This window comes from Stutzerimonas kunmingensis (genome assembly GCF_002929225.1).
GTDB lineage: Bacteria > Pseudomonadota > Gammaproteobacteria > Pseudomonadales > Pseudomonadaceae > Stutzerimonas.
This window is the reverse complement of the sequence record NZ_PISM01000003.1, coordinates 25,831-49,099: the sequence shown is the minus strand read 5'-3', so window position 1 is coordinate 49,099 and position 23,269 is coordinate 25,831. Positions and strand designations below refer to the sequence as shown.

At 61.6% G+C, this 23,269-nt stretch carries 23 protein-coding genes and 2 tRNA genes; 12 read left to right on the top strand and 13 right to left on the bottom strand.

Features of this window, described 5'->3' with window-relative positions:
• Positions 1–111: 111 nt before the first annotated feature.
• The 3 genes from CW305_RS01000 to CW305_RS00990 form a co-directional block, all read right to left on the bottom strand.
• Entirely contained in the window at positions 112–1,473 is a 1,362-nt protein-coding gene (locus tag CW305_RS01000; protein ID WP_014819353.1) for a DUF1329 domain-containing protein, read from the bottom strand.
• 102 nt (positions 1,474–1,575) lie between these two features.
• Positions 1,576–3,372 (bottom strand): DUF1302 domain-containing protein, encoded by a 1,797-nt coding sequence (locus CW305_RS00995; protein ID WP_014819352.1) that lies wholly within the window; start codon positions 3,370–3,372, stop codon positions 1,576–1,578.
• A gap of 590 nt (positions 3,373–3,962) precedes the next feature.
• The gene (locus CW305_RS00990) at positions 3,963–4,520 is read right to left on the bottom strand and encodes a hypoxanthine-guanine phosphoribosyltransferase (RefSeq protein ID WP_041016218.1); all 558 of its coding nucleotides are present in this window, start codon (positions 4,518–4,520) and stop codon (positions 3,963–3,965) included.
• 250 nt (positions 4,521–4,770) lie between these two features.
• On the opposite strand from CW305_RS00990, the gene upp reads away from it, so the two are divergent.
• From upp to CW305_RS00975, 3 genes are all read left to right on the top strand, one after another.
• The gene (gene upp / locus CW305_RS00985; protein WP_003284783.1) at positions 4,771–5,409 is read left to right on the top strand and encodes a uracil phosphoribosyltransferase; all 639 of its coding nucleotides are present in this window, start codon (positions 4,771–4,773) and stop codon (positions 5,407–5,409) included.
• A 2-nt stretch (positions 5,410–5,411) separates the two neighbouring features.
• The gene (locus CW305_RS00980) at positions 5,412–6,671 is read left to right on the top strand and encodes a uracil-xanthine permease family protein (RefSeq protein ID WP_003284785.1); all 1,260 of its coding nucleotides are present in this window, start codon (positions 5,412–5,414) and stop codon (positions 6,669–6,671) included.
• 82 nt (positions 6,672–6,753) lie between these two features.
• A complete protein-coding gene (locus CW305_RS00975) occupies positions 6,754–7,065 on the top strand; it encodes a YkgJ family cysteine cluster protein (RefSeq protein ID WP_003284787.1) in 312 nt (103 codons plus the stop codon).
• A gap of 57 nt (positions 7,066–7,122) precedes the next feature.
• Here the strand turns inward: CW305_RS00975 and CW305_RS00970 are convergent, their stop codons facing one another.
• The 6 genes from CW305_RS00970 to hemA all read right to left on the bottom strand — a co-directional run bounded on the left by CW305_RS00970 (position 7,123) and on the right by hemA (position 12,497).
• Positions 7,123–7,641: an acyloxyacyl hydrolase gene (locus tag CW305_RS00970; protein WP_014819350.1), complete on the bottom strand. Its 519-nt coding sequence runs from the start codon at positions 7,639–7,641 to the stop codon at positions 7,123–7,125.
• Positions 7,642–7,722: 81 nt separating this feature from the next.
• Positions 7,723–8,517 carry a glutamate racemase gene (gene murI / locus CW305_RS00965; RefSeq protein ID WP_090522264.1) on the bottom strand — a complete coding sequence of 265 codons (795 nt, stop codon included), beginning with the start codon at positions 8,515–8,517 and terminating at the stop codon, positions 7,723–7,725.
• Positions 8,510–9,265, bottom strand: a complete 756-nt coding sequence (locus tag CW305_RS00960; RefSeq protein ID WP_104096868.1) for a molybdopterin-synthase adenylyltransferase MoeB — start codon at positions 9,263–9,265, stop codon at positions 8,510–8,512. Before CW305_RS00960 ends, murI begins: the two co-directional genes overlap by 8 nt.
• 22 nt (positions 9,266–9,287) lie before the next feature.
• Complete coding sequence (prmC, locus tag CW305_RS00955; protein WP_104096867.1) at positions 9,288–10,115, bottom strand: peptide chain release factor N(5)-glutamine methyltransferase; 828 nt, start codon at positions 10,113–10,115, stop codon at positions 9,288–9,290.
• A gap of 34 nt (positions 10,116–10,149) precedes the next feature.
• Entirely contained in the window at positions 10,150–11,232 is a 1,083-nt protein-coding gene (prfA, locus tag CW305_RS00950; protein WP_011914265.1) for a peptide chain release factor 1, read from the bottom strand.
• Entirely contained in the window at positions 11,229–12,497 is a 1,269-nt protein-coding gene (gene hemA, locus CW305_RS00945; protein WP_014819346.1) for a glutamyl-tRNA reductase, read from the bottom strand. The genes prfA and hemA overlap by 4 nt, the downstream gene beginning before the upstream one ends.
• A gap of 200 nt (positions 12,498–12,697) precedes the next feature.
• On the opposite strand from hemA, the gene CW305_RS00940 reads away from it, so the two are divergent.
• From CW305_RS00940 to ychF, 9 genes are all read left to right on the top strand, one after another.
• Entirely contained in the window at positions 12,698–14,425 is a 1,728-nt protein-coding gene (locus CW305_RS00940; RefSeq protein WP_090522267.1) for a tetratricopeptide repeat protein, read from the top strand.
• Between the two features lie 3 nt (positions 14,426–14,428).
• Positions 14,429–15,049 carry a lipoprotein insertase outer membrane protein LolB gene (gene lolB, locus CW305_RS00935; protein WP_023446925.1) on the top strand — a complete coding sequence of 207 codons (621 nt, stop codon included), beginning with the start codon at positions 14,429–14,431 and terminating at the stop codon, positions 15,047–15,049.
• Complete coding sequence (ispE, locus tag CW305_RS00930; protein ID WP_104096866.1) at positions 15,050–15,910, top strand: 4-(cytidine 5'-diphospho)-2-C-methyl-D-erythritol kinase; 861 nt, start codon at positions 15,050–15,052, stop codon at positions 15,908–15,910. It begins immediately after the preceding gene.
• Positions 15,911–15,929: 19 nt separating this feature from the next.
• Positions 15,930–16,004: transfer RNA gene (locus CW305_RS00925), tRNA-Gln, on the top strand.
• A gap of 52 nt (positions 16,005–16,056) precedes the next feature.
• Positions 16,057–16,131, top strand: a tRNA-Gln gene (locus tag CW305_RS00920).
• A gap of 78 nt (positions 16,132–16,209) precedes the next feature.
• Entirely contained in the window at positions 16,210–17,151 is a 942-nt protein-coding gene (locus tag CW305_RS00915) for a ribose-phosphate pyrophosphokinase (protein ID WP_003294564.1), read from the top strand.
• Positions 17,152–17,271: 120 nt separating this feature from the next.
• Complete coding sequence (locus tag CW305_RS00910) at positions 17,272–17,889, top strand: 50S ribosomal protein L25/general stress protein Ctc (RefSeq protein WP_041016211.1); 618 nt, start codon at positions 17,272–17,274, stop codon at positions 17,887–17,889.
• 33 nt (positions 17,890–17,922) lie between these two features.
• On the top strand, positions 17,923–18,507 hold the full coding sequence (pth, locus tag CW305_RS00905; protein ID WP_104096865.1) for an aminoacyl-tRNA hydrolase: 585 nt from the start codon (positions 17,923–17,925) through the stop codon (positions 18,505–18,507).
• A 24-nt stretch (positions 18,508–18,531) separates the two neighbouring features.
• Positions 18,532–19,632, top strand: coding sequence for a redox-regulated ATPase YchF (ychF, locus tag CW305_RS00900; protein WP_023446969.1), 1,101 nt, complete (start codon positions 18,532–18,534; stop codon positions 19,630–19,632).
• A gap of 72 nt (positions 19,633–19,704) precedes the next feature.
• Here the strand turns inward: ychF and CW305_RS00895 are convergent, their stop codons facing one another.
• The 4 genes from CW305_RS00895 to CW305_RS00880 all read right to left on the bottom strand — a co-directional run bounded on the left by CW305_RS00895 (position 19,705) and on the right by CW305_RS00880 (position 23,194).
• On the bottom strand, positions 19,705–19,902 hold the full coding sequence (locus tag CW305_RS00895; protein WP_014819329.1) for a hypothetical protein: 198 nt from the start codon (positions 19,900–19,902) through the stop codon (positions 19,705–19,707).
• Between the two features lie 107 nt (positions 19,903–20,009).
• Entirely contained in the window at positions 20,010–21,017 is a 1,008-nt protein-coding gene (locus CW305_RS00890) for a branched-chain amino acid ABC transporter permease (RefSeq protein WP_042922336.1), read from the bottom strand.
• A gap of 2 nt (positions 21,018–21,019) precedes the next feature.
• Positions 21,020–21,907 carry a branched-chain amino acid ABC transporter permease gene (locus CW305_RS00885; RefSeq protein WP_042922339.1) on the bottom strand — a complete coding sequence of 296 codons (888 nt, stop codon included), beginning with the start codon at positions 21,905–21,907 and terminating at the stop codon, positions 21,020–21,022.
• 69 nt (positions 21,908–21,976) lie between these two features.
• Positions 21,977–23,194, bottom strand: coding sequence for an ABC transporter substrate-binding protein (locus tag CW305_RS00880; protein ID WP_042922340.1), 1,218 nt, complete (start codon positions 23,192–23,194; stop codon positions 21,977–21,979).
• Positions 23,195–23,269 lie beyond the last annotated feature (75 nt).

The window sequence follows — 23,269 nt, the reverse complement described above, 5'->3', positions numbered from 1 at the left end:
GATGCGATCATCCTGACCTCGGGCACCGAATGGAAATTATCATCCACTGGTTCGCAGCAAAAAAAAAGGCGGCCACTTGGCCGCCTTATTCACAGGTTAAATGTCAGTCGATCAGCGCACCCCTGCGTTACGCAGGGCAGCCGGCGTGAAGTCCCGAGCGGAGGCACGATAGCCGTACTCGTGTGGCTTCTCCTCGTTGCTCATGCCGATCGCGATGTAACGGCCGGAGATGATGTCGTAGAGCGCCTCGAACGCGTAAGCCGGCACTTTGTGCTGGTAGTACTGCAGCGAGTGGGCCTCACCTACACGCCAAAGCTGCCCACGGCCGTCATACAGCTCCGATTGGACGATGGTCCAGCTATCCTCGTCGACGAAGAAACGGCGCTTGGCGTAGATGTTGCGCTCGCCGCTCTTGAGCGTGGCTTCAATCTCCCAGACGCGGTGTAGCTCGTAACGCGCCAAATCCTGATTGACGTGGCCAGCCTTGATGACGTCGTCGTACTTCAGTTCGCTGGAGGCGATTTCATAGCTGTTGTACGGGATGTACAGCTCTTTCTTGCCGATCAACTTCCAGTCGTAGCGATCAGGTGCGCCGCTGAACATATCGAAGTTATCCGTGGTGCGCATACCGTCCGAAGCGGTACCCGGCCCGTCGTATGCAACTTGCGGCGCGCGGCGTACCCGACGCTGGCCGGCGTTGTAGATCCAGGCCTGACGGGGCTCTTTGACCTGATCCAGCGAATCGTGCACCAGCAGGACGTTCCCTGCCAGGCGAGACGGCGCAGTCACCCGCTGTTTGAAGAAAAGCAGGGCGTTCTTGGCGCGCTCGGGATCCAGATCAGTCATACCCAGCGGGAACGCCACTTCGTCCTCGAAGTGAACCATGGTGTAGCTACCGTTGGTTTGCGGGGTAGCCTGGACGATATTGCGACGGACGTTGCCACCGCGATAGCGGGTGATGTGGTTCCACACCACTTCCAAACCATTCTTCGGAATCGGGAACGCGTAATAGCGGCTGTCGGTGAAGTTGGCGATACCGTTGCCGCCCTCGACGAGTTCGGTATTCACCGCACTCTTCTTCGCAGCCTCATAGATCTCATCCGGTACGGCGACCGAACGATGAGTCGGGAACACGCGAATCTTGTAGGTTTCCGGATAGCGCTTGAACATGGCCATCTGACCTGCGGTCAGCTTGTCCTTGTACTGTTCGGCGTTCTGCGCGGTGATGACGAACTTCGGCTGCTCGTCCTTGAACGGGTTAGTCAGATGCCCATTGTTGAGGGGGGCCGCGTCGGTCTTGAGACCACCGGTCCACTCAGGGATGCTGCCGTCGGCGTTACCGGCCTTTTCCGCGCCCAGCGGCGTCAGTAATGTACCGAGCTTGGCGGCTTCTTCTGGGGAAACGGCAGCCATCACACTGCTCGCGAGCAGAGAGAAGGCCAAGACACTGAATAGCTTTCTTGTTGTTTTCATACGATTCCAGTTCCTCTTGATCTTGTTATACGGCCGGAGGCCATGCCTACCGCTATCGTCCGGCCGGCGCTTCCTCGCCGGCCGGACGTCAGGCTGATCTCCTTAGAAGTTCACGCCCACGCTGAACGCGAGGAAGTCGCGATCAACCAACGTGTTGTAATCGCCGCCGAAGAAGTCGGTGTAGGACAGGCTGGCGGTGTAGGTGTTCTGGTACTCGGCATCTAGACCGATGCTGACCGCTTTGGAGCCTTCAACAAACAAGTTATTTGGCCCATATCCATCAACATCATGGGAAAAGGATAGGTTTGGCTTAAGGTTAATACCTGCGAACACATTGTTGTAATCCGCAATGGCGCGCAGGCGGTAGCCCCAAGAGTCGGCCGTTACAAAACCATCCCAACCGTACCGGGCCTCAGCGTCAGCATTTGTCGCAGGAGATCCGAAAATTGCGTCACGCCCATACCGCACATCTCGTTTGCTTTCCAAACCACCAACATGTGTGTAACCAACCTCGCCGATGACCGTAACGCGGCCAGCACCAAGAACTTGATCGAAGAAGTGTGTGAAGGTTGTCTGCAACTGTGTCACTTCTTTTCGGTTATACCCATGATAATCAATACCAGCCACCGAGAAAGGGTCGCCACCGCCCTGGAATATCTGCCCCGCACTTGCGAGCAGTGAAGTTACATCAGTCGTGTTAATCTGAATTGGCAAATTAGGACGATAACTGATCTCACCCGACCAAGCTGTTCCACTTGGCAGCGTAGTAGAAAAACTCAAGCCATACAGTCGAACATCCTCTGGATACTCCAAGAAGTACTGACCGCGACCAAGCAGCGCTGCTGGCGCCAAAGCTAGCGGTAAGGTGCCGCCACCAACTGCGCCAAGTACTTCTGCAAGCGCACCAGCGTTCGCATTCGTCATACCTAAATTTGGCGTGCGGCTGTGATAGTTCATGAAGTACGCGCCATACTCCGTTGAGTCGCCTAACCAACGTAGCGCAAGACCAAACTGGCCAGAATCTTTTGCATCACGATCACCGCCCCGGGGAATCATCACTCCTTCGTCCGTAACGGTAACGCCTACGCCACCCAAGGCCCCAGGGACCCCTGCTGGGAAGGGCCCCAATACGTTGTAATTGGTATCGCAGCCGTCCTGCAACGGATCGGAGCCTGAAAAGAACGTCCCGCAGTTATCCGCGATAGTCTGATCCCACTCCAACTGATAAAACGCCTCCATACTCAAACGATCGCTTAGGCTTTGCGAGACATAGAACATATTTACTGGGATCAGCCCTTCCTTAATCTCAGCACCAGGCCGGCGGAACGCAGCAGCATCCAAGGGGTTGATCGAATTGATGCTGTTGCCAATAAAGGTACTTTCGCCCCAGCTGACCACCTGCTTACCGAGACGAACAGTGCCCGGAAGATCGCCAACGGAATAGTTGTGATAGACAAACGCATCCAGGATTTGAGCACCCGACGACTGGGCCGCTTCTTTCCGGTTGCTATCGCTGATGTCCTTGAACAGGCGATTCTCGTCCTTCAGTTCAAAGTCATACCAGTATTTGCCGCGAACGAAAGCACCGCTGTCCCGGTAACGCAGCTCAAGATCGTGTACGCCTTTGAAGATTTTGGAGAAGGTTTCGCCCTTCTTGAAGTTCAGACGTCCGTCGTCACCTGTCTGGGTAAAGCCAGTACCACCATTGGCCGCACCGACCAGATCCATATCACGGTCAGTGGTCGACCAGCTGGCGCCAATCGACATGGAAGAATCGAATTGACCTTCGATTTCGCCAATATTGAAGTTCACGGCGTAGGCCGGGGCAGCAGTGCCCAGCGCGACGGCGAGAGCTAGAGACTTTGGCTGGAAGATTCCTTGCCTTGTTGTTTTTGTCATGAGGCGCTCCTGGTTGGTTCGAAGTGCGTCAACCCTACCCAGACACCGGAACAGGGTTAAGCGCACTAAGGTTTGATTTAGCTTGTAATCCTTTAGTGCTAATAGCCTTTACAGCAGTGGCTTTCAGCGTGATTGCGCGAAGCCATGCCCTTTAAGGTCCAAATCAGCTTAGCCGTGAATGCCAGGGCCGCAAAGCCCGATCCAGAGCCTTTCAGCTTGCAAGATAGAAGAATTGTCGGTCAGTTATCCTAAAGTTCAATTCATGAGCGCGATAACGCACACGAAACCCGCCGAATGAGTCGGACGACAAAAGGCGCAGGCCGTCATTCAGCCGACCAAAGGAAATAGCCAACACACGCGAAAAACGGAAAGGAGGGCGTTACCGCAACGATGAGGTGGGGCGAAAGGAAACAGACGGGCCGGCGTGTACGCTTTGGTTCGCTGGAATTGCCGCGTCGGTCAGCAGCGGAGGGCCGCCCGACGCCGCTCGGCGCCCATTGCGTCACAGCGTCACAGCTGCGAAGCGCACCCCGCCACTGCTGCGCACGCATGCCTTTCTAAGCGGGACGAGCTCGCCCGAAATTGGCTACCTATAGCCCTTTCACCGCATAGATTCCCGGTGCGTTGCGCCAGTAACCCTTGTAATCCATGCCGTACCCAAAGATGTAGCGATCAATACAGCTGAGGCCAACGTAATCGGCTTTGAGATCCGGACGCGCCTTACGCTGATGATCCTTGTCGATCAGCACCGCTGTATGCACCGCGGCGGCGCCCGCGTGGCGACAAAAATCGATGATCGCACCCAGGGTGTGTCCTTCATCCAGGATGTCATCGATGATCAGCACGTCGCGATCGATGAAGGAGATTTCCGGCTTGGCTTTCCAGAAGAGCTCACCGCCACTGGTTTCATTGCGATAACGAGTGGCATGCAGGTAGGACAGTTCGAGCGGGAAGTTCAGCTTAGGGACGAGCTTGCCGGAAAAGATCAGGCCGCCATTCATGACGCAGAAGACCACAGGATTGCGGTCGGCCAGCTCGCCGTTGATTGTTTCGGCGACCTGGCTGATTGCAGCTTCTACCTGTTCTTCCGTGTACAGGCAGTCAGCCTCGGCCATGACTTGGCGGATATGTGCGAGATCGACGGACATGATGCGATTCCCCTCAGAAAGATGAGTGTTAGAGCGCCAACTGAACCTGGCAACTCGCGCGGTTGAATCGCCGTATCCTGAACAGCGAAAAACCTGACCGAACAGCCCACTTTCAGCCGTCCGCGAAAGGGCGTGGAAGATACCCACCCCCGCGGGCCGCAGCAAGTCTGCCGGTCGAATGACGCGCGAATAGCCGCTGACTCGACGATGCTTTAATCTAAGCCGGTTTATTTGCCCGCCGGAGCCCACAATGCCCATTCGAGAGATCCGCCATCCGCTGATCCGCCACAAGCTCGGCCTGATGCGCCGCGCCGACATCAGCACCAAAAACTTCCGTGAACTGGCTCAGGAAGTGGGCTCGATCCTCACTTATGAAGCAACTTCTGATCTGCCGCTGGAACACTACAGCATCGACGGCTGGTGCGGCCCGGTGCAGGTCGAGAAGATATCCGGCAAGAAGATCACCGTCGTACCCATCCTGCGTGCGGGCATCGGCATGCTCGACGGCGTGCTCAGCCTGATCCCGGGCGCCAAGGTCAGTGCGGTAGGCATCGCCCGTAACGAGGAAACGCTGCAGGCGCAGACCTATTTGGAAAAACTGGTTCCGGAAATCGAACAGCGCCTGGCCATCATCATCGACCCCATGCTCGCCACCGGCGGCTCGATGGTCGCCACCATCGACATGCTGAAGAAGGCCGGTTGCAAGGAAATCCGTGCCTTGGTGCTGGTCGCCGCCCCGGAAGGCATCGCCGCTGTGGAAAAAGCACACCCGGACGTGCTGATCTTCACGGCATCCATCGATGAGCGTCTCGACGAACACGGCTACATCGTCCCGGGCCTGGGTGACGCTGGCGACAAGATCTTCGGCACCAAGCAGAAGGACATCTGAGCATGTCGCATACCGACGAGCCGCTTGGCCGGCAGGTACTGGCCGGCGCACAGATGCTGTTCGTGGCCTTCGGCGCCCTGGTGCTGATGCCGCTGATCACCGGCATGGACCCCAACGTAGCGCTGTTTACCGCCGGCCTTGGCACCCTGCTGTTCCAGCTGATCACGCGGCGTCAGGTACCGGTATTCCTGGCCTCCAGCTTCGCCTTTATCGCACCGATCATTGCGGCTAAGGGTGAGTTCGGCCTGCCGGCGGTCATGGGTGGCGTGGTCGCTGCCGGACTTGTCTACATGCTGCTCGGCTTCGCGGTGCGCCTGAAGGGCCCTGGCTTCATCGATCGCCTGCTGCCGCCGGTGGTCATCGCCCCAGTGATCATTTCGATCGGTCTGGCGCTCTCACCGGTGGCGGTGAACATGGCCATGGGCAAGGCTGGCGATGGCAGCGCCCAGTTGATTCCCTACCAGACGGCGATGCTGATCTCGATGCCGGCACTTGTCACAACCCTGCTCGTGGCGGTGCTGGGCAAGGGCTTGTTTCGCCTTGTACCGATTCTCGCCGGCGTTGCGGTCGGCTACGGGCTGTCGTTTGCTTTCGGCGTGGTGGATACCAGCGGTATCGCGGCCGCACCCTGGCTAGCGATGCCGAACTTCGTCGCACCGGAGTTCAATATCGGCGCCATCCTGTTCATGGTGCCGGTCGCCCTGGCACCGGCCATCGAGCATATCGGCGGCGTGGTGGCCATCGGCAGCGTGACAGGCAACAACTACGTCAAGAAGCCAGGCTTGCACCGCACGCTGCTGGGCGATGGCGTGGCCACCTCGGCAGCCGGCCTTTTCGGCGGCCCGCCGAATACCACCTATGCCGAAGTGACCGGCGCGGTGATGCTGACCAAAAACTACAACCCGAAGATCATGACCTGGGCGGCGGTATTCGCCATCGCCCTGGCCTTCATCGGCAAATTCGGCGCCGGCTTGCTGAGCATTCCGGTTCCGGTTATGGGTGGCATTCTCTGTCTGCTGTTCGGCTCGATTGCCGTGGTGGGTCTGAGCACGTTGATTCGTCATCAGGTCGACCTGTCCGAGGCACGCAACCTCATCATCGTTTCGGTGACGCTGGTGTTCGGCATCGGCGGCATGGCATTCGGCTACGGTGAATTCACCCTGTCCGGCATTTCGCTGTGCGCGATCATCGCCCTGCTGCTCAACCTCCTGCTCCCCGGCGGGGATGGTTGGCGCAACAAGCAGCTGAACGAAGAGCTGTAAAAGCGTGACACCGGCTTTGCTGGTGCCACCACTCGGCGCCCTGAGTGGGCGCCCGGTCGAGCGTATCGACTAGACTGGCGCGATGAACGATTCGACCATTCCCCACCAACAACTCGAAGATACCAGCGTGAGCTGCGCCACCTGCGCCGCCTGCTGCTGTCGACTCGAAGTGTTGCTGTTCAGCGATACCGGCGTTCCGCAGCGCTATATCGACACTGACAGCTGGGGCGGCGAAGTCATGCTGCGCCTGGAGGATGGCTGGTGCGCGGCGCTTGATCGGGACAGCATGCGCTGCACGATCTACGAAAACCGGCCATTGATCTGCAGGGAGTTCGAACTGGGATCAGAGGATTGCCACGAAGAGCGCAAGGGCAGCGCCACGGCATATGGCTGAACGCTATTGGCAGTGCAGGGCTGGCGAAACGCCCTGCAGCACCTAGAGAAAACTCGCTTAGAACGCCATGCGGTAATGCAGGGCGTAGCTTTCGACACCATCGTTCGGCTTCTTGATGCCGGCGTTGGAATAGTGGATTGCGCGCACGCCCACTTCGTGGCCACCGGCGAAGCGCAGGCCCGCACCGATCCGATCCTCGAACTGGAAAGACGAACCGAGACCGTTGCCCTCGACCTCGGTGTTCTCGAATGCCGCGACACCGATGCCTGCCTCGACATAAGGTTTCACCGATTCACCAGCGAACTCGTAGACGAAGACCGGGGCCAGCGAGATGCTGTGATTGCTCGACGATTCGTCGCCCTCCCAGTAGGTATAACCGGCATCCCAGTAGCCGGTCAGTCGGCCCACGCTGGTCTGGAACCAGCTGGTACCGAAATCGAATTGCGCACCCAGGCGATAGGTCATGGTCGACTCGTCCGTCTGGCCGACCGCAACGGTAAAGTCTACGGCGTGGGCAGCCGCCATCGAACCTACAGAGAGTGCCGCCACTGCAGCCAGGGAGAACAGTTTTTTCATGAGAACTTCCTTATCAAACACTGCGTTTGTTTGGTTTTTTGGTGCCAGCATATTTGAGAAACCCCGCTGCGCTTGGAGTTCCTATCGGGGAAAAAACTCGACTTTCGCGTTTTCGCCCCAAAGTATAGGCAACACGCTGGCCATTCGCCGCGGATCGCCGCTGCAATAGAAACGCTCGGAGGCCACCCCGCTGGCGAGTAGATGGCGCTCTGCCAGCAGATCGCGCAAGTGTCGCGCGACGGCTGCCCCAGTATCAATCAGGCGGACGTTTCCAGGCAGTAGCTCGCTGAGCAGCGGCCTTATAAAGGGGTAATGCGTGCAACCCAGAATCAGCGTGTCGCAGCCTTGTGCCAGCAGCGGCCCGACCCACGCCATCAGCATGGCGCGCGTTCCGGCACTGTTCAGATCGCCTGCCTCGATGCGCTCGACCAAGCCGGGGCACGGCTGAGTGATCACCCGTACATCTGCGGCAAAGCGATCAAGCAACGCGGCAAAGCGGGCGCTCTTCAGCGTTCCGGTGGTCGCCAGCACGCCGACGACGCCACTCCGCGTGGCCTGGGCGGCAGGCTTGACGGCAGGCTCCATGGCGATGATCGGCAATTGCGGATACAGCTCGCGCAATTCGGTGACGCCAGCGGCGGTCGCAGTATTGCAGGCCACCACCAGCGCCTTCGCGCCCTTCTCGACAAAAAAGGCCGCAATGACACGGCAGCGCTCACGGATGTATTCCGGGCTCTTTTCGCCATAGGGGACATGGGCGCTGTCGGCGAGATAGAGCAGCGACTCATGCGGCAGGCGCTGCCGGATCTCACGCAGCACCGAGAGCCCGCCTACTCCGGAGTCGAAGACGCCGACCGGTGCGGCGCAGTCAGCCATGGCTTGCGCCACACACCGCACAATGTGGATCGCGCTTGACCCGCAACTCACGGAAGCGACTGGACAGCGCATCGATCAGCAGCAGTCGACCAATCAGCGGCTCGCCGAAGCCAACCAGCAGCTTGAGCGCTTCCAACGCCTGCAGGCTGCCAACCATGCCCACCAGCGGCCCCACTACACCGGCTTCGCTGCAGGTCAGCTCGGCTTCGCTACCGTGCCCATAGAGGCAGTGGTAGCAGGGGCTCGTTTCGACTCGCGGATCGAACACCGAAAGCTGCCCCTCAAGACGGATCGCCGCGCCGCTGACCAGCGGCTTTTTCGCTTTCACGCATGCGGCGTTCACCGCTTCGCGAATGCCGAAGTTGTCCGTGCAATCAAGCACCAGATCGACCCGCTCCACTGCCGCATCCAGGGAATCGGCGTCCAACCCGCTGCGATACGGCACCAGCTGTACATGGGGGTTCAGCGCCCCCAGCCGGGCCATGGCCGAGTCGACCTTGTGCAGGCCAAGCGAGGGTGTGTCGTGAGCGATCTGCCGCTGCAGATTGGTCAGATCCAGCGCATCGAAGTCGGCCAGGTGCAGCTCACCGACACCAGCGGCCGCCAGATAGAGCGCTACCGGCGAGCCCAACCCGCCAAGCCCGACGATCAGCACGCAACTCTGTTTGAGGCGCAACTGGCCGTCGATATCGACCTGCTTGAGCAGGATCTGCCGGCTGTAGCGCAGCAGCTCTTCGTCACTCAGCATCCAAGCACCTCACAAAACGCACTCATGGCAGGCGGCCAAGGCTGATGCGCTCATGCCCACCCAGATCGAGCCGGCTTTGCACATCCTCGAAACCGCGGGAAAGCAAAAGCATGCGCACCGCCTCAGCCTGATCGTAACCGTGCTCCAGCAGCAACCAGCCACCCGACTGCAGGTGCGCCGCCGCCTGGGCGATGATCGTGCGGATGTCGTCCAGGCCATCCGCACCCGCGATCAGCGCACTCTGCGGCTCGAAGCGGACATCGCCCTGCAGCAGGTGCGGGTCGCTGGCCGGAATATAGGGTGGGTTGCTGACGATCATCTGGAACCGCTCGCCGTTCAGACCGGCAAACCAGTCGCTCAGGGTGAACGCAGCGTTGTGCAGTCCGAGCCGCAGCCGGTTGCGCTCAGCCAGCCTCACGGCGGCCTCGATACGGTCCACACCGCAGACCTGCCACGCCGGCCGCTCGGTCGCCAGAGCCAGCGCAATCGCGCCGGTGCCGGTGCCCAGATCGAGCACCCGGGCCGGTGCAGCGGAGAGCAGCTGCAGCGCGGTCTCCACCAGCAGTTCGGTGTCAGGCCGGGGGATCAGCGTATCCGCTGCCACTTCAAGTTCCAGACTCCAGAAGCCCTGGCGCCCGAGAATGTAGGCGACCGGTTCACCCTGACGCCTCCGTGCGAGATCAGCAGCAAAGCGCGAGGCGCACTCTGCCGGCACCTCGCGCTCCGGCCAGGTGCGCAGATAGCTGGTCGACTTGTTCAGGGCGGCCGCGAGCAACCATTCGGCATCCAGCCTGGCGCTCGGCGAGTCCGGCAGATCGGCACTTTGCAGCAGGGACTCGATGGTTGGCATGAGGTGCTCTTAGCGCGGTGCGCAGCGAAAAGGATCAGTCGCCCAGCGCGGCCAGCTGGTCAGCCTGGTATTCCTGCAACAGCGGCTCGATGACCTGCTCCACGGCGCCGCCGATCACTTCGTTGAGCGAATACAGCGTCAGGTTGACGCGATGGTCGGTGACCCGGCCCTGGGGGAAATTGTAGGTACGGATACGTTCGGAGCGATCCCCGGAGCCGACCAGCAACTTGCGCGTCTCGGAGATTTCCTTGTGCGCCGCGGCGTCCTGGCGGTCCTGCAGCTTGGCGGCGAGCCAGGCCATGGCCTTGGCGCGGTTCTTGTGCTGCGAACGCTCTTCCTGACACTCGACCACAATGCCAGTGGGCAGGTGCGTGATACGAATCGCCGAGTCGGTCTTGTTGACGTGCTGACCGCCGGCGCCGGAGGAGCGATAGGTGTCGATACGCAGCTCGGCCGGATTGATCTCCACCGCCGCCTGCTCATCCGGCTCCGGTAACACCGCCACGGTGCAGGCGGAGGTGTGAATGCGTCCCTGGGATTCGGTCTCCGGCACGCGCTGCACGCGGTGCGCGCCGGATTCGAACTTGAGCTTGGCGTAGACGTTGTCACCCTCGACGCGGGAAATCACTTCCTTGTAGCCGCCGTGCTCGCCCTCACTCTCGGAGAGGATCTCGACGCGCCAGCCCTGCTTCTCGGCATAGCGCGAATACATGCGGAACAGATCGCCGGCAAAGATCGCCGCCTCGTCGCCGCCAGTGCCGGCGCGGATCTCGAGGAACACGTTGCGCCCGTCGTTGGGGTCCTTGGGCAGCAGCATGCGCTGCAGGTTGGCTTCAAGCGTCTCGAGCTGGGCCTTGGCTTCGGCAACCTCCTCCTCGGCCATCTCGCGCATGTCGGGATCGCTGTCCTTGAGCAGCGCCTGAGCGCCCTCGAGATCCTGCTGAACCTTGCACAGCTGCCGATAGGCGACGATCACCGGCTCGACTTCGGCGTACTCGCGGGAATAGGCGCGAAAACGGCTTTGATCGCTGATGACTTCGGCGTCGCCGAGCAGTGCGGTGAGTTCTTCGAAACGGTCCTGCAGGATGTCCAGCTTGTTCAGCAGCGAAGCTTTCATGGTTTTTCCGTGCCCTCGTGCAGGGCGAAGAGTTCCTGGGCCATGCTCAGCGCCTCGACGCGGCCCTCGGCGGAGAGTTTCTTCAGTTGCACGCTGGGTGCATGCAGCAGTTTGTTGGTCAGGCCACGGGCGAGCTGAACGAGAACCTCCTCGGCGCTGCCCCCATTGGCCAGCAGGCGCTGAGCCTTGCTCAGCTCGTCGTCGCGAATGCGCTCGGCGTGCTGCCGGTAGGCCTTGAGCACGTCCACCGCGGCCAGTTCGCGCAGGCGCTGCATGAAGTCCTCGGTGCCGGCCGCGACCAACTCCTCGGCGGCCTGGGCCGCGCCCTGGCGACTCTTGAGGTTCTCCGCAACCACCTCATGCAGATCGTCGACCGTGTACAGATAGACGTCGTCCAGCTCGCCGACCTGCGATTCGATGTCCCGCGGCACGGCGATATCGACCATGAACATCGGCTTGTGCTTGCGTCGCTTCAGCGCCTGTTCGACCGCGCCCTTGCCGAGAATCGGCAACTGGCTGGCGGTGGAGCTGATGACGATGTCGCTGTTGTGCAACTCGTCCGGGATATCGGCAAGCAGGATCGCCTGCGCCCCTAGCTCGGCGGCCAGCGCGCTGGCCCGCTCAAGCGTGCGGTTGGCGACCACGATCTTCTTCACGCCCTGCTCGTGCAGATGGCGCGCGACCAGGGTGATGGTCTCACCGGCGCCGATCAGCAGGGCCTGGCTGCGTTGCAGATTGCTGAAGATCTGCCGCGCCAGACTGACCGCGGCAAACGCCACCGAAACCGGGTTCTCGCCGATGGCGGTGTCGGTGCGCACGGTCTTCGCGGTGCTGAAGGTGGCCTGAAACAACCGGCCAAGCAGAGGCCCGACGCTGCCGGCCTCACGGGCGACCGCATAGGCCGACTTCATCTGCCCGAGAATCTGCGGTTCGCCCAGCACCAGCGAGTCGAGCCCGGAGGCAACGCGCATCATGTGGCGCACGGCCTGATCGTCGACATGCACATAGGCGCATGCCTTGAGCTCGTCGAGGCTGAGACGGTGATAATTGGCCAACCAGGCGAGCACAGCATCGGCCTCGACCTGATCCTGTTGCAGATACAGCTCGCTGCGATTGCAGGTCGAGAGGATCGCCGCTTCGCGGGTCGGAGTGACGCGGCACAGTTGCCGCAAGGCCTCGACCATCTGGTCGGGCGTGAAGGCTACGCGCTCGCGGACGTCCACCGAAGCGGTCTTGTGATTAATGCCAAGCGCGAGGAAAGCCATGCAGAATCGCTGATTCGATAACAGAGCGCGCAATTCTCCTACTTCGTCAGATGGAGAACAACCATTGCCCTCGATTGTCGGATTCGATTGGTACTGCCAATCAGCTACCGAACCGGCCTGCGCGCCTCCCAGGGCCCATGGGCTTGACCTGCGGCTTGTGTCATCATGCCGTGACCGCACACCAGCCGTACATTTCCCCTATGAAAAAACTCGCCGCACTTGCCGCCCTGCTGTTCATCGGCGGCTGCCAGACCTTCACGCAGCAAGCCCCCGAAAGCAGTCCGCCGGTCGAGGACGCTGCCCAGGAGAGCTCCGCCAGCGACGCGGCAGAGTACGGCTCATTCAGTCGCCAATCCCTCTATGCACTTCTGGTCGCAGAGCTTGCCGGCCAGCGCAACCGCTTCGACATTGCCCTGGGCAATTACGTACAGCAGGCGCATGCGACACAGGACGCCGGCGTCGCCGAACGCGGATTCCGTATCGCCGAATACCTTGGCGCAGACCAGGCGGCGCTGGATACCGCAATGATCTGGGCGCGCAACGCCCCTGACAATCTCGACGCGCAGCGCGCCGCAGCCGTGCAGCTGGCCCGCGCCGGGCGTTACGAAGAATCGCTCGAGTTCATGGAGAAGGTTCTGCAGGGCCAGGGCGACACTCATTTCGATTTCCTCGCCCTTTCGGCCTCGGAAACCGACCCGGACACCCGCGCCGGTCTGCTGCAAAGCTTCGACAAGCTGTTGGTCAAACACCCCGACAACCCACAGCTCTCCTTCGGCAAGGCCGTGCTGCTGCAACAGGATGATCGCAGCGAGGAAGCACTGGCGCTGCTGCAGAAGCAGCCGGATAAGGAACGGCAGATCCCGTCGATCCTGCTCGAAGCACGCCTTCTGCACAGCTTGCAGCGCAGCGACGAAGCGATACCGCTGCTCGAGCGAAGCCTTCGCCAGCACCCCGAGGACAAGCGTCTGCGCCTGACCTATGCACGCCTTCTGGTGGAACAGGAGCGCCTGGAAGACGCCATGGGCGAGTTCGCCACCCTGGTCCAGCAGCACCCCACCGACGACGACCTGCGCTTCTCCATGGCGCTGGTCTGCATGGAGGCTGAGGCCTGGCGCGAAGCCACCGTGTACCTGGAAGAGCTCATCGAACGCGGCAGCCACGTTGACGCGGCTTACTTCAATCTTGGCCGTGCTTATCAGGCTATGGACAAGAACGCCAAGGCGCTCGACGCGCTAGCTCATGTCGGCCCTGGCAACGAATACCTGCCAGCGAAACTGCTGCAGAGCCAGCTGCTCTATTCCGGCAATCGCGACCAGGAAGCGTCCGCGGTACTGGCCGACGCACGCCAGCAGCAGCCTGACTACGCCATCCAGCTGTACCTGATCGAGATCGAAGCGCTCTCCGAGCAGGACCGCACCGAACAAGGCTGGCAACTGGTGGAGCAGGCGCTTGCCGATTTCCCCGACGACCTCAATCTGCTGTACACCCGCGCCATGCTTGCGGAAAAGCGCGGCGATCTGGCGCAACTGGAACGCGACCTGCGCTTCATCATCGAGCGTGAGCCGGACAACGCCATGGCGCTCAACGCGCTCGGCTACACCCTGGCCGACCGTACTGATCGCCACAAGGAAGCGCTCCAGCTGATCGAGCAGGCCTACCAGCTCAACCCCGACGACCCGGCGATCCTCGACAGCCTCGGCTGGGTCAACTTCCGCCTGGGCAATCTGACCGAGGCCGAAGCGCTGCTGCGCAAGGCGCTGCAACGCTTTGCCGACCACGAAGTCGCCGCGCACCTGGGCGAGGTGCTTTGGGCCCAGGGTGAACACAGCGAGGCCCGCGCGGTCTGGTCGAAGGCACTCAAACTACAACCGGACAGCCAGATCCTGCGCGAAACGCTGAAACGGCTGACCGGATCGGAGAAGCCCTGACCCATGTCCCTGTTGAAAAACCTTCTTGCTCCCTGCCTGGCCCTCCTGCTTGCTGGCTGTGCCGGGCTTGGCCCACGCGAATCGGTTGAAGGCCCCGGCAATGCCTCCGCCTGGAAAGAGCATCGCAGCCAGGTCGCGACGGTCGATGGCTGGCAGATCAGCGGCAAGATCGGCATTCGCGCACCGCAGGAATCCGGCAGCGGCACACTGTTCTGGCTGCAGCGCCAGGACTACTTCGACATTCGCCTGTCCGGCCCCCTGGGCCGAGGCGCCACCCGCCTGACCGGCCGCCCCGACGCCGTATCTCTGGAAGTCGCCGGCCAGGGCCGATTCGAAGCCGAATCCCCGGAGGCCCTGGTCGAAGCGCAGCTCGGCTGGCAGCTGCCGGTGTCGCACCTGCTCTGGTGGGTGCGTGGCTTGCCTGCGCCGGACAGCCGCAGCCGTCTGAGCCTGGACAGCGAGAGCCGCCTGGCACGACTGGAACAGGACGGCTGGCAGGTCGACTACCTGGCATACGGCGAACACAACGGCTTCACGCTGCCCGAGCGCATCCGCCTGCAAGGCCATGACCTGCAGATCACCCTGGTGGTCAAGGACTGGCAAGCGCGCCAGCTGGGCCGCTGAATGCAGACGCTGACCCTGCCGGCACCGGCCAAACTCAATCTGATGCTGCATATCGTCGGCCGCCGCGCAGACGGCTATCACGAGCTGCAGACGCTGTTCCAGTTTCTCGACCATGGCGACGAACTCGGCTTCCGCCTGCGTGCTGACGGCGAGATTCGCCTGCATACCGAACTGCCGGGCGTCGATCACGACAGCAACCTGATCGTCCGTGCGGCGCGCCTGCTGCAGCGCGCCAGCGGCTGCTCGCTCGGCGCAGATATCACCCTGCTCAAACGTCTGCCCATGGGCGGCGGCATTGGCGGCGGCAGCTCCGACGCAGCGACCACCCTGCTCGGCCTCGACCACCTGTGGCAACTGCACCTGGGCGAAGACCGACTGGCCGCGCTGGGGCTGACCCTGGGCGCCGACATACCGGTGTTCGTACGCGGCCGGGCGGCATTTGCCGAGGGGGTTGGCGAGCGCCTGCAACCGGTCGATTTGCCCGAACCATGGTTCCTCGTAATCGCGCCGCAAGTCTCTGTTAGTACAGCGGAAATATTTGCCGACCCAGAGTTGACACGTAATACCCCGGCCATTACAGTTCGCAGCCTTCTTGCAGGGGGCGGTCATAATGACTGTCAGCCAATAGTCGAGAAGCGTTATCCAGAAGTTCGTAACGCTTTGAGCTTGTTGAACAAATTCGTTCCGGCAAGCATGACTGGCACTGGAGCTTGTGTGTTTGGGAGCTTCCCAAACGAAGGCGAGGCTGATAAAGTCCGCCGCCAACTTCCAGACACTTTGCCAAGTTTCGTTGCCCACGGTCGTAACGTTTCGATGTTGCACCGAAGCCTTGAAAAACTGGCGCAGGAAGCGAGTGCGTAGCACACAGGTTGTACGATACAGGGGCGTCGCCAAGCGGTAAGGCACCAGGTTTTGATCCTGGCATGCGTTGGTTCGAATCCAGCCGCCCCTGCCATAACCTCCCAAGGTTCGTACGACTGCAATAGCACCAATGAAGTTGACCCTACAGGGGCGTCGCCAAGCGGTAAGGCACCAGGTTTTGATCCTGGCATGCGTTGGTTCGAATCCAGCCGCCCCTGCCATACACTTGAAGCTGTTCAGAAGCTCGCCTTTTGAACAGCTTTTTATTCATCGGACCCACCCTCAGGCAGGTACTGCGCGTGTCCAAGATGATGGTCTTCACGGGGAACGCCAACCCCGACCTGGCCCGGCGTGTCGTACGTCAGCTGCATATCCCCCTCGGTGATGCCTACGTCGGAAAGTTCTCCGACGGCGAAATCAGTGTCGAGATCAACGAGAACGTTCGCGGCAAGGACGTATTTCTGATCCAGCCGACCTGCGCTCCGACCAACGACAACCTGATGGAACTGGTGGTACTGGCCGACGCCTTCCGCCGCTCCTCGGCGTCGCGCATCACCGCAGTGATCCCCTACTTCGGTTATGCCCGCCAGGATCGTCGTCCGCGCTCTGCCCGTGTACCGATCAGCGCCAAGGTCGTGGCCGACATGCTCGACGTCGTTGGCGTCAACCGTGTGCTGACCGTTGACCTGCACGCCGACCAGATCCAGGGCTTCTTCGACATGCCGGTGGACAACATCTACGGCTCGCCGGTCCTGGTCGACGACATCCAGGCTCAGCGCTTCGAGAACCTGATGATCGTCTCCCCGGACATCGGTGGTGTGGTCCGCGCCCGTGCGGTGGCCAAATCCCTCGGCGTCGACCTGGCGATCATCGACAAGCGTCGGCCGAAAGCCAACCAGTCCGAAGTGATGCACATCATCGGTGATATCGAAGGCCGTACCTGCATCCTCGTCGATGACATGGTCGATACCGCCGGCACCCTGTGCCATGCAGCCAAGGCGCTGAAGGATCATGGCGCCGCCAAGGTCTACGCCTACTGCACGCACCCGATCCTGTCCGGCCGCGCCATCGAGAACATCGAAGGCTCCGTGCTTGACGAACTGGTGGTGACCAACACCATCCCGCTGTCGGCTGCCGCACAGTCCTGCACCCGAATTCGCCAACTGGACATCGCGCCAGTGGTGGCTGAAGCGGTTCGCCGCATCAGCAATGCCGAATCGATCAGCGCGATGTTCCGCTAAGCGAAAAGCTTCGCGAATCGCACTGAACGTAATGTGCCCCGCCTCGTGCGGGGCTTTTTGCCCAACAGCCCGAGCGCTGGTCGCAAGCGCGACAGGTAATGTTGCTACTGGAGAATCACCATGAACGATTTCACTCTGAATGCCCAAGTGCGTTCCGACCTGGGGAAAGGTGCGAGCCGCCGCCTGCGTCGTAACGCCGCCCTGGTTCCGGCCGTCATCTACGGTGGCGACAAAGCCCCGCAGTCCATCAGCATCCTGGCCAAGGACTTCGCCAAGCTGCTGGAAAACGAAGCCTCCTTCAGCCACGTGCTGAACCTGAACGTCGACGGCCAGAACGAATCCGTTCTGATCAAGGCACTGCAGCGCCATCCGGCCAAGAGCTTTGTCCTGCACGCTGACTTCGTTCGCGTCGTTGCCGGCCACAAGCTGACCGCAACCGTTCCCCTGCACTTCATCAACCAGGAAACCTCCGTGGGCGTGAAGAAGCAAGGCGGCGAAATCCTGCACAACCTGAACGAAGTCGAAGTTTCCTGCCTGCCGCAAGACCTGCCGGAATTCATCGAAGTCGACATGATCAACGTCGAAGTCGGCCAGGTTCTGCACATGACCGACATCAAGCTGCCGAAAGGCGTTGAGCTGGTCGCCCTGGCCCACGGCAGCGACCTGCCAGTAGCCAACGTTCACGCTCCGCGCGTGAACAAGGAAGACGCTCCGAAAGAAGAAGACGCTGCCGAGTAATCCACTCGCATAGTCGAAGAAGAGGCCCCCGTCGTGACTGCCGTAAAACTGATCGTCGGCCTGGGAAACCCAGGCCCTGAATACGACCAGACCCGGCACAACGCGGGGGCTCTTTTCGTTGAGCGTCTGGCTGCCCGTGAAGGCGTCTCGCTCAGCAACGATCGCAAGTACTTTGGCCTGGTCGGCAAATTCAGCCATCAGGGTGAAGACATCCGCCTGCTTATCCCCACTACCTACATGAACCGCAGCGGTCAGGCGGTGGCGGCATTGGCCGGCTTTTTCAGAATTCCCCCCGAGTCCATCCTGGTCGCCCATGATGAGCTCGATATGCCCCCGGGCGTCGCCAAGCTCAAGCAGGGTGGCGGTCATGGCGGGCACAACGGGCTGCGTGACATCATCGCCAAGCTCGGCAATCAGAACGGCTTTCATCGCCTGCGCCTGGGTATCGGCCATCCTGGCCACGCCAGCCTGGTCAGTGGCTACGTACTGGGCCCCGCACCGCAGACCGAGCGCGAAAAGCTCGACGCCAGCATCGACTTTGCGCTGGATGTCGTGCCAGAAATCCTGGCCGGCGACTGGACCCGCGCGATGCAGCGCCTGCACAGCCAGAAGGCCTGAACCTAACTCCGAGGCAAGATCACCATGGGATTCAACTGCGGCATCGTCGGTCTGCCCAACGTCGGCAAGTCCACCCTGTTCAACGCCCTGACCAAATCCGGCATCGCGGCTGAGAACTTTCCCTTCTGCACCATCGAGCCGAACAGCGGCATCGTGCCGATGCCCGACCCGCGCCTCGACGCGCTGGCGGCGATCGTCAAGCCGGAGCGGGTGATCCCGACCACCATGGAGTTCGTCGACATCGCCGGCCTGGTCGCCGGCGCTTCGAAGGGCGAAGGCCTGGGCAACAAATTCCTCGCCAACATCCGCGAAACCGACGCCATCGCCCATGTGGTGCGCTGCTTCGAAGACGAGAATGTCATCCACGTCGCCAACAGCGTGGACCCCAAGCGTGACATCGAGATCATCGACCTCGAACTGATCATGGCCGACCTCGACAGCTGCGAGAAGCAGCTGCAGCGCGTCGCCCGTACCGCCAAGGGCGGCGACAAGGAAGCAGTCGCACAGAAGGGGCTGCTGGAGAAGCTGATCCCGCACCTCACCGAAGGCAAGCCGGCACGCAGCCTGCTGAAGAGCTTCAGTGACGAGGAAAAGCGCCTGGCCAAGACCTTCCACCTGCTGACCACCAAGCCGGTGATGTACATCGCCAACGTCGCCGAGGATGGCTTCGAGAACAACCCGCTCCTGGACGTGGTCAACGCCATCGCCGAGGAAGAAGGCGCCATCGTCGTGCCGGTGTGCAACAAGATCGAGGCCGAGATCGCCGAGCTGGACGATCTGGAAGAGATGCAGATGTTCCTCGAAACCATGGGTATGGAAGAACCAGGTCTGAACCGTGTGATCCGCGCCGGTTACGAGCTGCTCAACCTGCAGACCTACTTCACCGCCGGGGTGAAGGAAGTCCGCGCCTGGACCGTCAGAATCGGTGCGACCGCTCCGCAGGCGGCCGCGGTGATCCACACCGATTTCGAGAAAGGCTTCATCCGCGCTGAAGTCATCGCCTATGACGACTTCATCCAGTACAAGGGCGAAGCCGGCGCCAAGGAAGCCGGCAAGTGGCGCCTGGAAGGCAAGGAATACATCGTCAAGGACGGTGACGTCATGCACTTCCGCTTTAACGTCTAAGCGTCCGCTCGCTTGAAAAAAGGCCCCGACTCGTCGGGGCCTTTTAGTTTCTATCGAAGGGAGTGCAATCCGTTAAAGCGGACCAGGGTCGGGCATCGGATCCGGCGGCGGAGCGACCTTCTCGAGTTGTTCGAGCACTTCTTCCGGCAGCTCGTCCGGGCCTTCGAACTCGGTATCGCTCTCCGCGTCGTCGAGGTCGTTGAGGGGCGATTCGTCGGCTCGCCAGGGCCAGGTGGGTTGCGGCTGCATTTGGGGTTCGGTGCCAGGCATGGCTCTGTCCTCTGAAAGGGGCCTGGGACGTTAGGCATGTATCCCTGCAGCGGGTTCGCCGATGGCGGGACCGTCCGGCGCAATCTGGACGGTCCCGCATCGGATCGCTACTTGAAGTTGCGCTTCACCAGCCGCTCCAGCCAGCCGACGATGCCGGAGCGGAACAGCAGCACGCAGAGCACGAAGATCACCCCGAGGATCACATGCACCCACTCGCCCAACGGTCCGTTGGACAGCGAGCTTTGTAGCGTCACCACCACGGTGGCGCCGACCAGCGGCCCGAGGATGGTGCCGACGCCGCCAAGCAGGGTCATCAGGATGACCTCGCCGGACATGTGCCAGTGCGCGTCGGTCAGCGAGGCCAGCTGAAACACCACGGTCTTGGTTGCGCCAGCCAGGCCGGCAAGCGCCGCGGAGATGACGAACGCCAGCAGCTTGTGCCGATCGACGTTGTAGCCGAGCGACACCGCCCGCGGCTCGTTCTCACGGATGGCCTTGAGCACCTGGCCGTACGGCGAGTGGATGGTGCGCTGGATGATGGCGAAGCCAATGACGAACACCGCCAGCACGAAGTAGTACATGGCCATGTTGTTCTTCATGTCGACCAGGCCGAACAGATGCCCGCGCGGCACGCCCTGCAGACCGTTCTCGCCCCCGGTGAACGGCGCCTGAACGAAGACGAAGAACACCAGCTGCGCCAGCGCCAGGGTGATCATCGCGAAGTAGATGCCCTGCCTGCGGATCGCCAGCATGCCGAACAGCGCACCGAGCATTGTCGAGGCCAGGGTGCCGGCGAGTATCCCCAGCTCGGTACTGAGCCCACTGTAGCTGCTCAGCATGTAGCCGGTGATGTAGCCGCCGGTGGCGAAGAAGGCCGCATGGCCGAAGGACAGCAGCCCCGCGTAGCCGAGCAGCAGGTTGAAGGCGCAGGCGAACAAGGCGAAGCACAGCAGCTTCATCAGGAACACCGGATACACCGCCAACGGTGCCAACAGCGCAATCACCAGCAGCACCGCGTAGAAGATCTTCTGCCGCCGCGCGGCTGCATGCCTGCGCTCGCGTACCACACTGGCCTGCCGCAGCGCTGCGGCCTGCACGTTTGCTGGATTCGTCATGCTCATGCCTCCTTACCAAAGAGTCCCGCAGGACGAATCAGCAACACCGCCACCATGACCAGGAACACCACGGTGTTGGCCGCTTCCGGATAGAACACCTTGGTCAGCCCCTCGATCAGCCCCATGGCGATGCCGGTGATGATGGCGCCGAGGATCGAGCCCATGCCGCCGATCACCACCACGGCGAACACCACGATCAGCAGGTTCGAGCCCATGCCCGGCGTCACCGCGTAGATCGGCGCAGCCAGCACGCCGGCGAAGGCCGCCAGAGCCACACCGTAGCCGTAGGTCAGGGTCACCAGCAGCGGCACGTTGATGCCGAAGCCCTGCATCAGTTTCGGGTTCTCGGTACCGGCGCGCAGATAGGAACCCAGCCGCGTGCGTTCGATGACGTACCAGGTCGCCAGGCACACCACCAGCGCGGCGACGATCACCCAGGCGCGGTAGGTCGGCAGAAACATGAAGCCGAGATTGAAGCCGCCACGCAGCAACTCCGGCATTGGATAGGACGAGCCGGACACGCCGAACAGCTTGACGAAGCTGCCCTCGACGATCAGCGCCAGGCCGAAGGTCAACAGCAATCCGTAAAGGTGATCCTCACCGGCAATGCGCCGCAGCAGGCCGCGCTCGATGGCCATGCCCAGGCAACCCACCAGCAACGGCGCCAGCACCAGCGCGAACCAGTAGCTCACACCCAGGTAGTTCAGCCCGAGGAAGGCCACGAAGGCGCCCAGCATGTACTGCGCACCATGGGCGAAGTTGATGATGCGCAGCAGGCCGAAGATGATCGCCAGGCCAAGGCTCAGCAGTGCGTAGAACGCCCCGTTGATAAGACCGAGCAGCAACTGCCCGAGCAGCACGCTTAGGGGTACGCCGAATACGAGAGTCATGGTTCACCACCCAAAGGAAGTCCGTGGCACCCGGCCGTTGCCGACCGGGTGATGGCGCGGATCAGCCGGTCAGTCCTTGGCGACCAGCTTGGTGCACTGGGTCTCGGCGATCGGCCGGTAGGCCTGCTCTCCCGGAATGGTGCTGACGATCTTGTACAGGTCCCACTCGCCGGTGGATTCGGCCGGTGTCTTGACCTGCACCAGATACATGTCATGCACCATGCGGCCGTCCTCACGGATACGACCGTCCTTGGCGAACATGTCGTTGACCGGCGTCTTGGCCATCTGCGCACGCACTGCGACGGTCTCGTCGGTGCCGGCGGCCTTTACCGCGTTCAGATAATGCGTTGTGGCCGAATAGATGCCGGCGTGCACCATGCCCGGCATGCGCTTGGTGCGCTCGTAGTAGCGCTTGGCCCAGGCGCGGGTGTCGTCGTTCATGTCCCAGTACCAGCCGGTAGTCAGCATCAGGCCCTGGGTCACCTCCAGGCCCATGGCATGGATGTCGTTGAGGAACACCACCATGCCGGCGAGCTTCTGCCCGGACTGGGTGACGCCGAATTCGCTGGCGGTCTTCAGCGAGTTGACCGTATCGGCACCGGCGTTGGCCAGGGCGATGACCTCGGCTCCGGAGCCCTGCGCCTGCAGCATATAGGAAGAGAAATCGTTGCTTGGGAACGGATGGCGGACCTTGCCGACGACGCTGCCGCCCTCGCCTTCCACCACCTTGGTGATGTCGTTTTCCATGGCGTGGCCGAAGGCATAGTCGGCGGTGAGGATGTACCAGCTCTTGCCCCCATCGGCGAGTACGGCCTTGGCCGTGCCATTGGCCAGCGCGTAGGTATCGTAGGTCCAGTGGATATGGTTCGGTGAGCAAAACTCGTTGGTGATGCTGGAGGCCGCCGCGCCGGAGATCAGCGCCAGCTTGCCGCCCTGCTCCACCACCTTGCTTGCGGCCAGCACCACGGAGCTGGCGACCATGCCGGTCACCATGTCGACGTTACGCTCGTCGATCCACTGGCGCACGGTATTGGCGCCGACGTCGGGTTTGTTCAGGTCGTCGGCATGGAAGACAACGATCTTCTTGCCGTCGACCTTGCCGCCGAAATCCTCCACCGCCATCTTCAACGCTTCCAGGCCGCCCGGGCCGGAGAGGTCGCGATAGGTGCCGGACATGTCGGCCAGGTAGCCGATGCGGATTTCGTCATTGCTGATCTCGGCCTGGGCGGCCGAAGCGATCAGGGAAGAAGCCAGGATGGCGCTCGCGCTCTTGCGGAAAAAGCTCATGTATTCACCACTCTCGATTGTTTTTGTTGTGGTTCGGGCCGGCATCCACTGCGGCCGGTTTACAGCTTCCTGAGG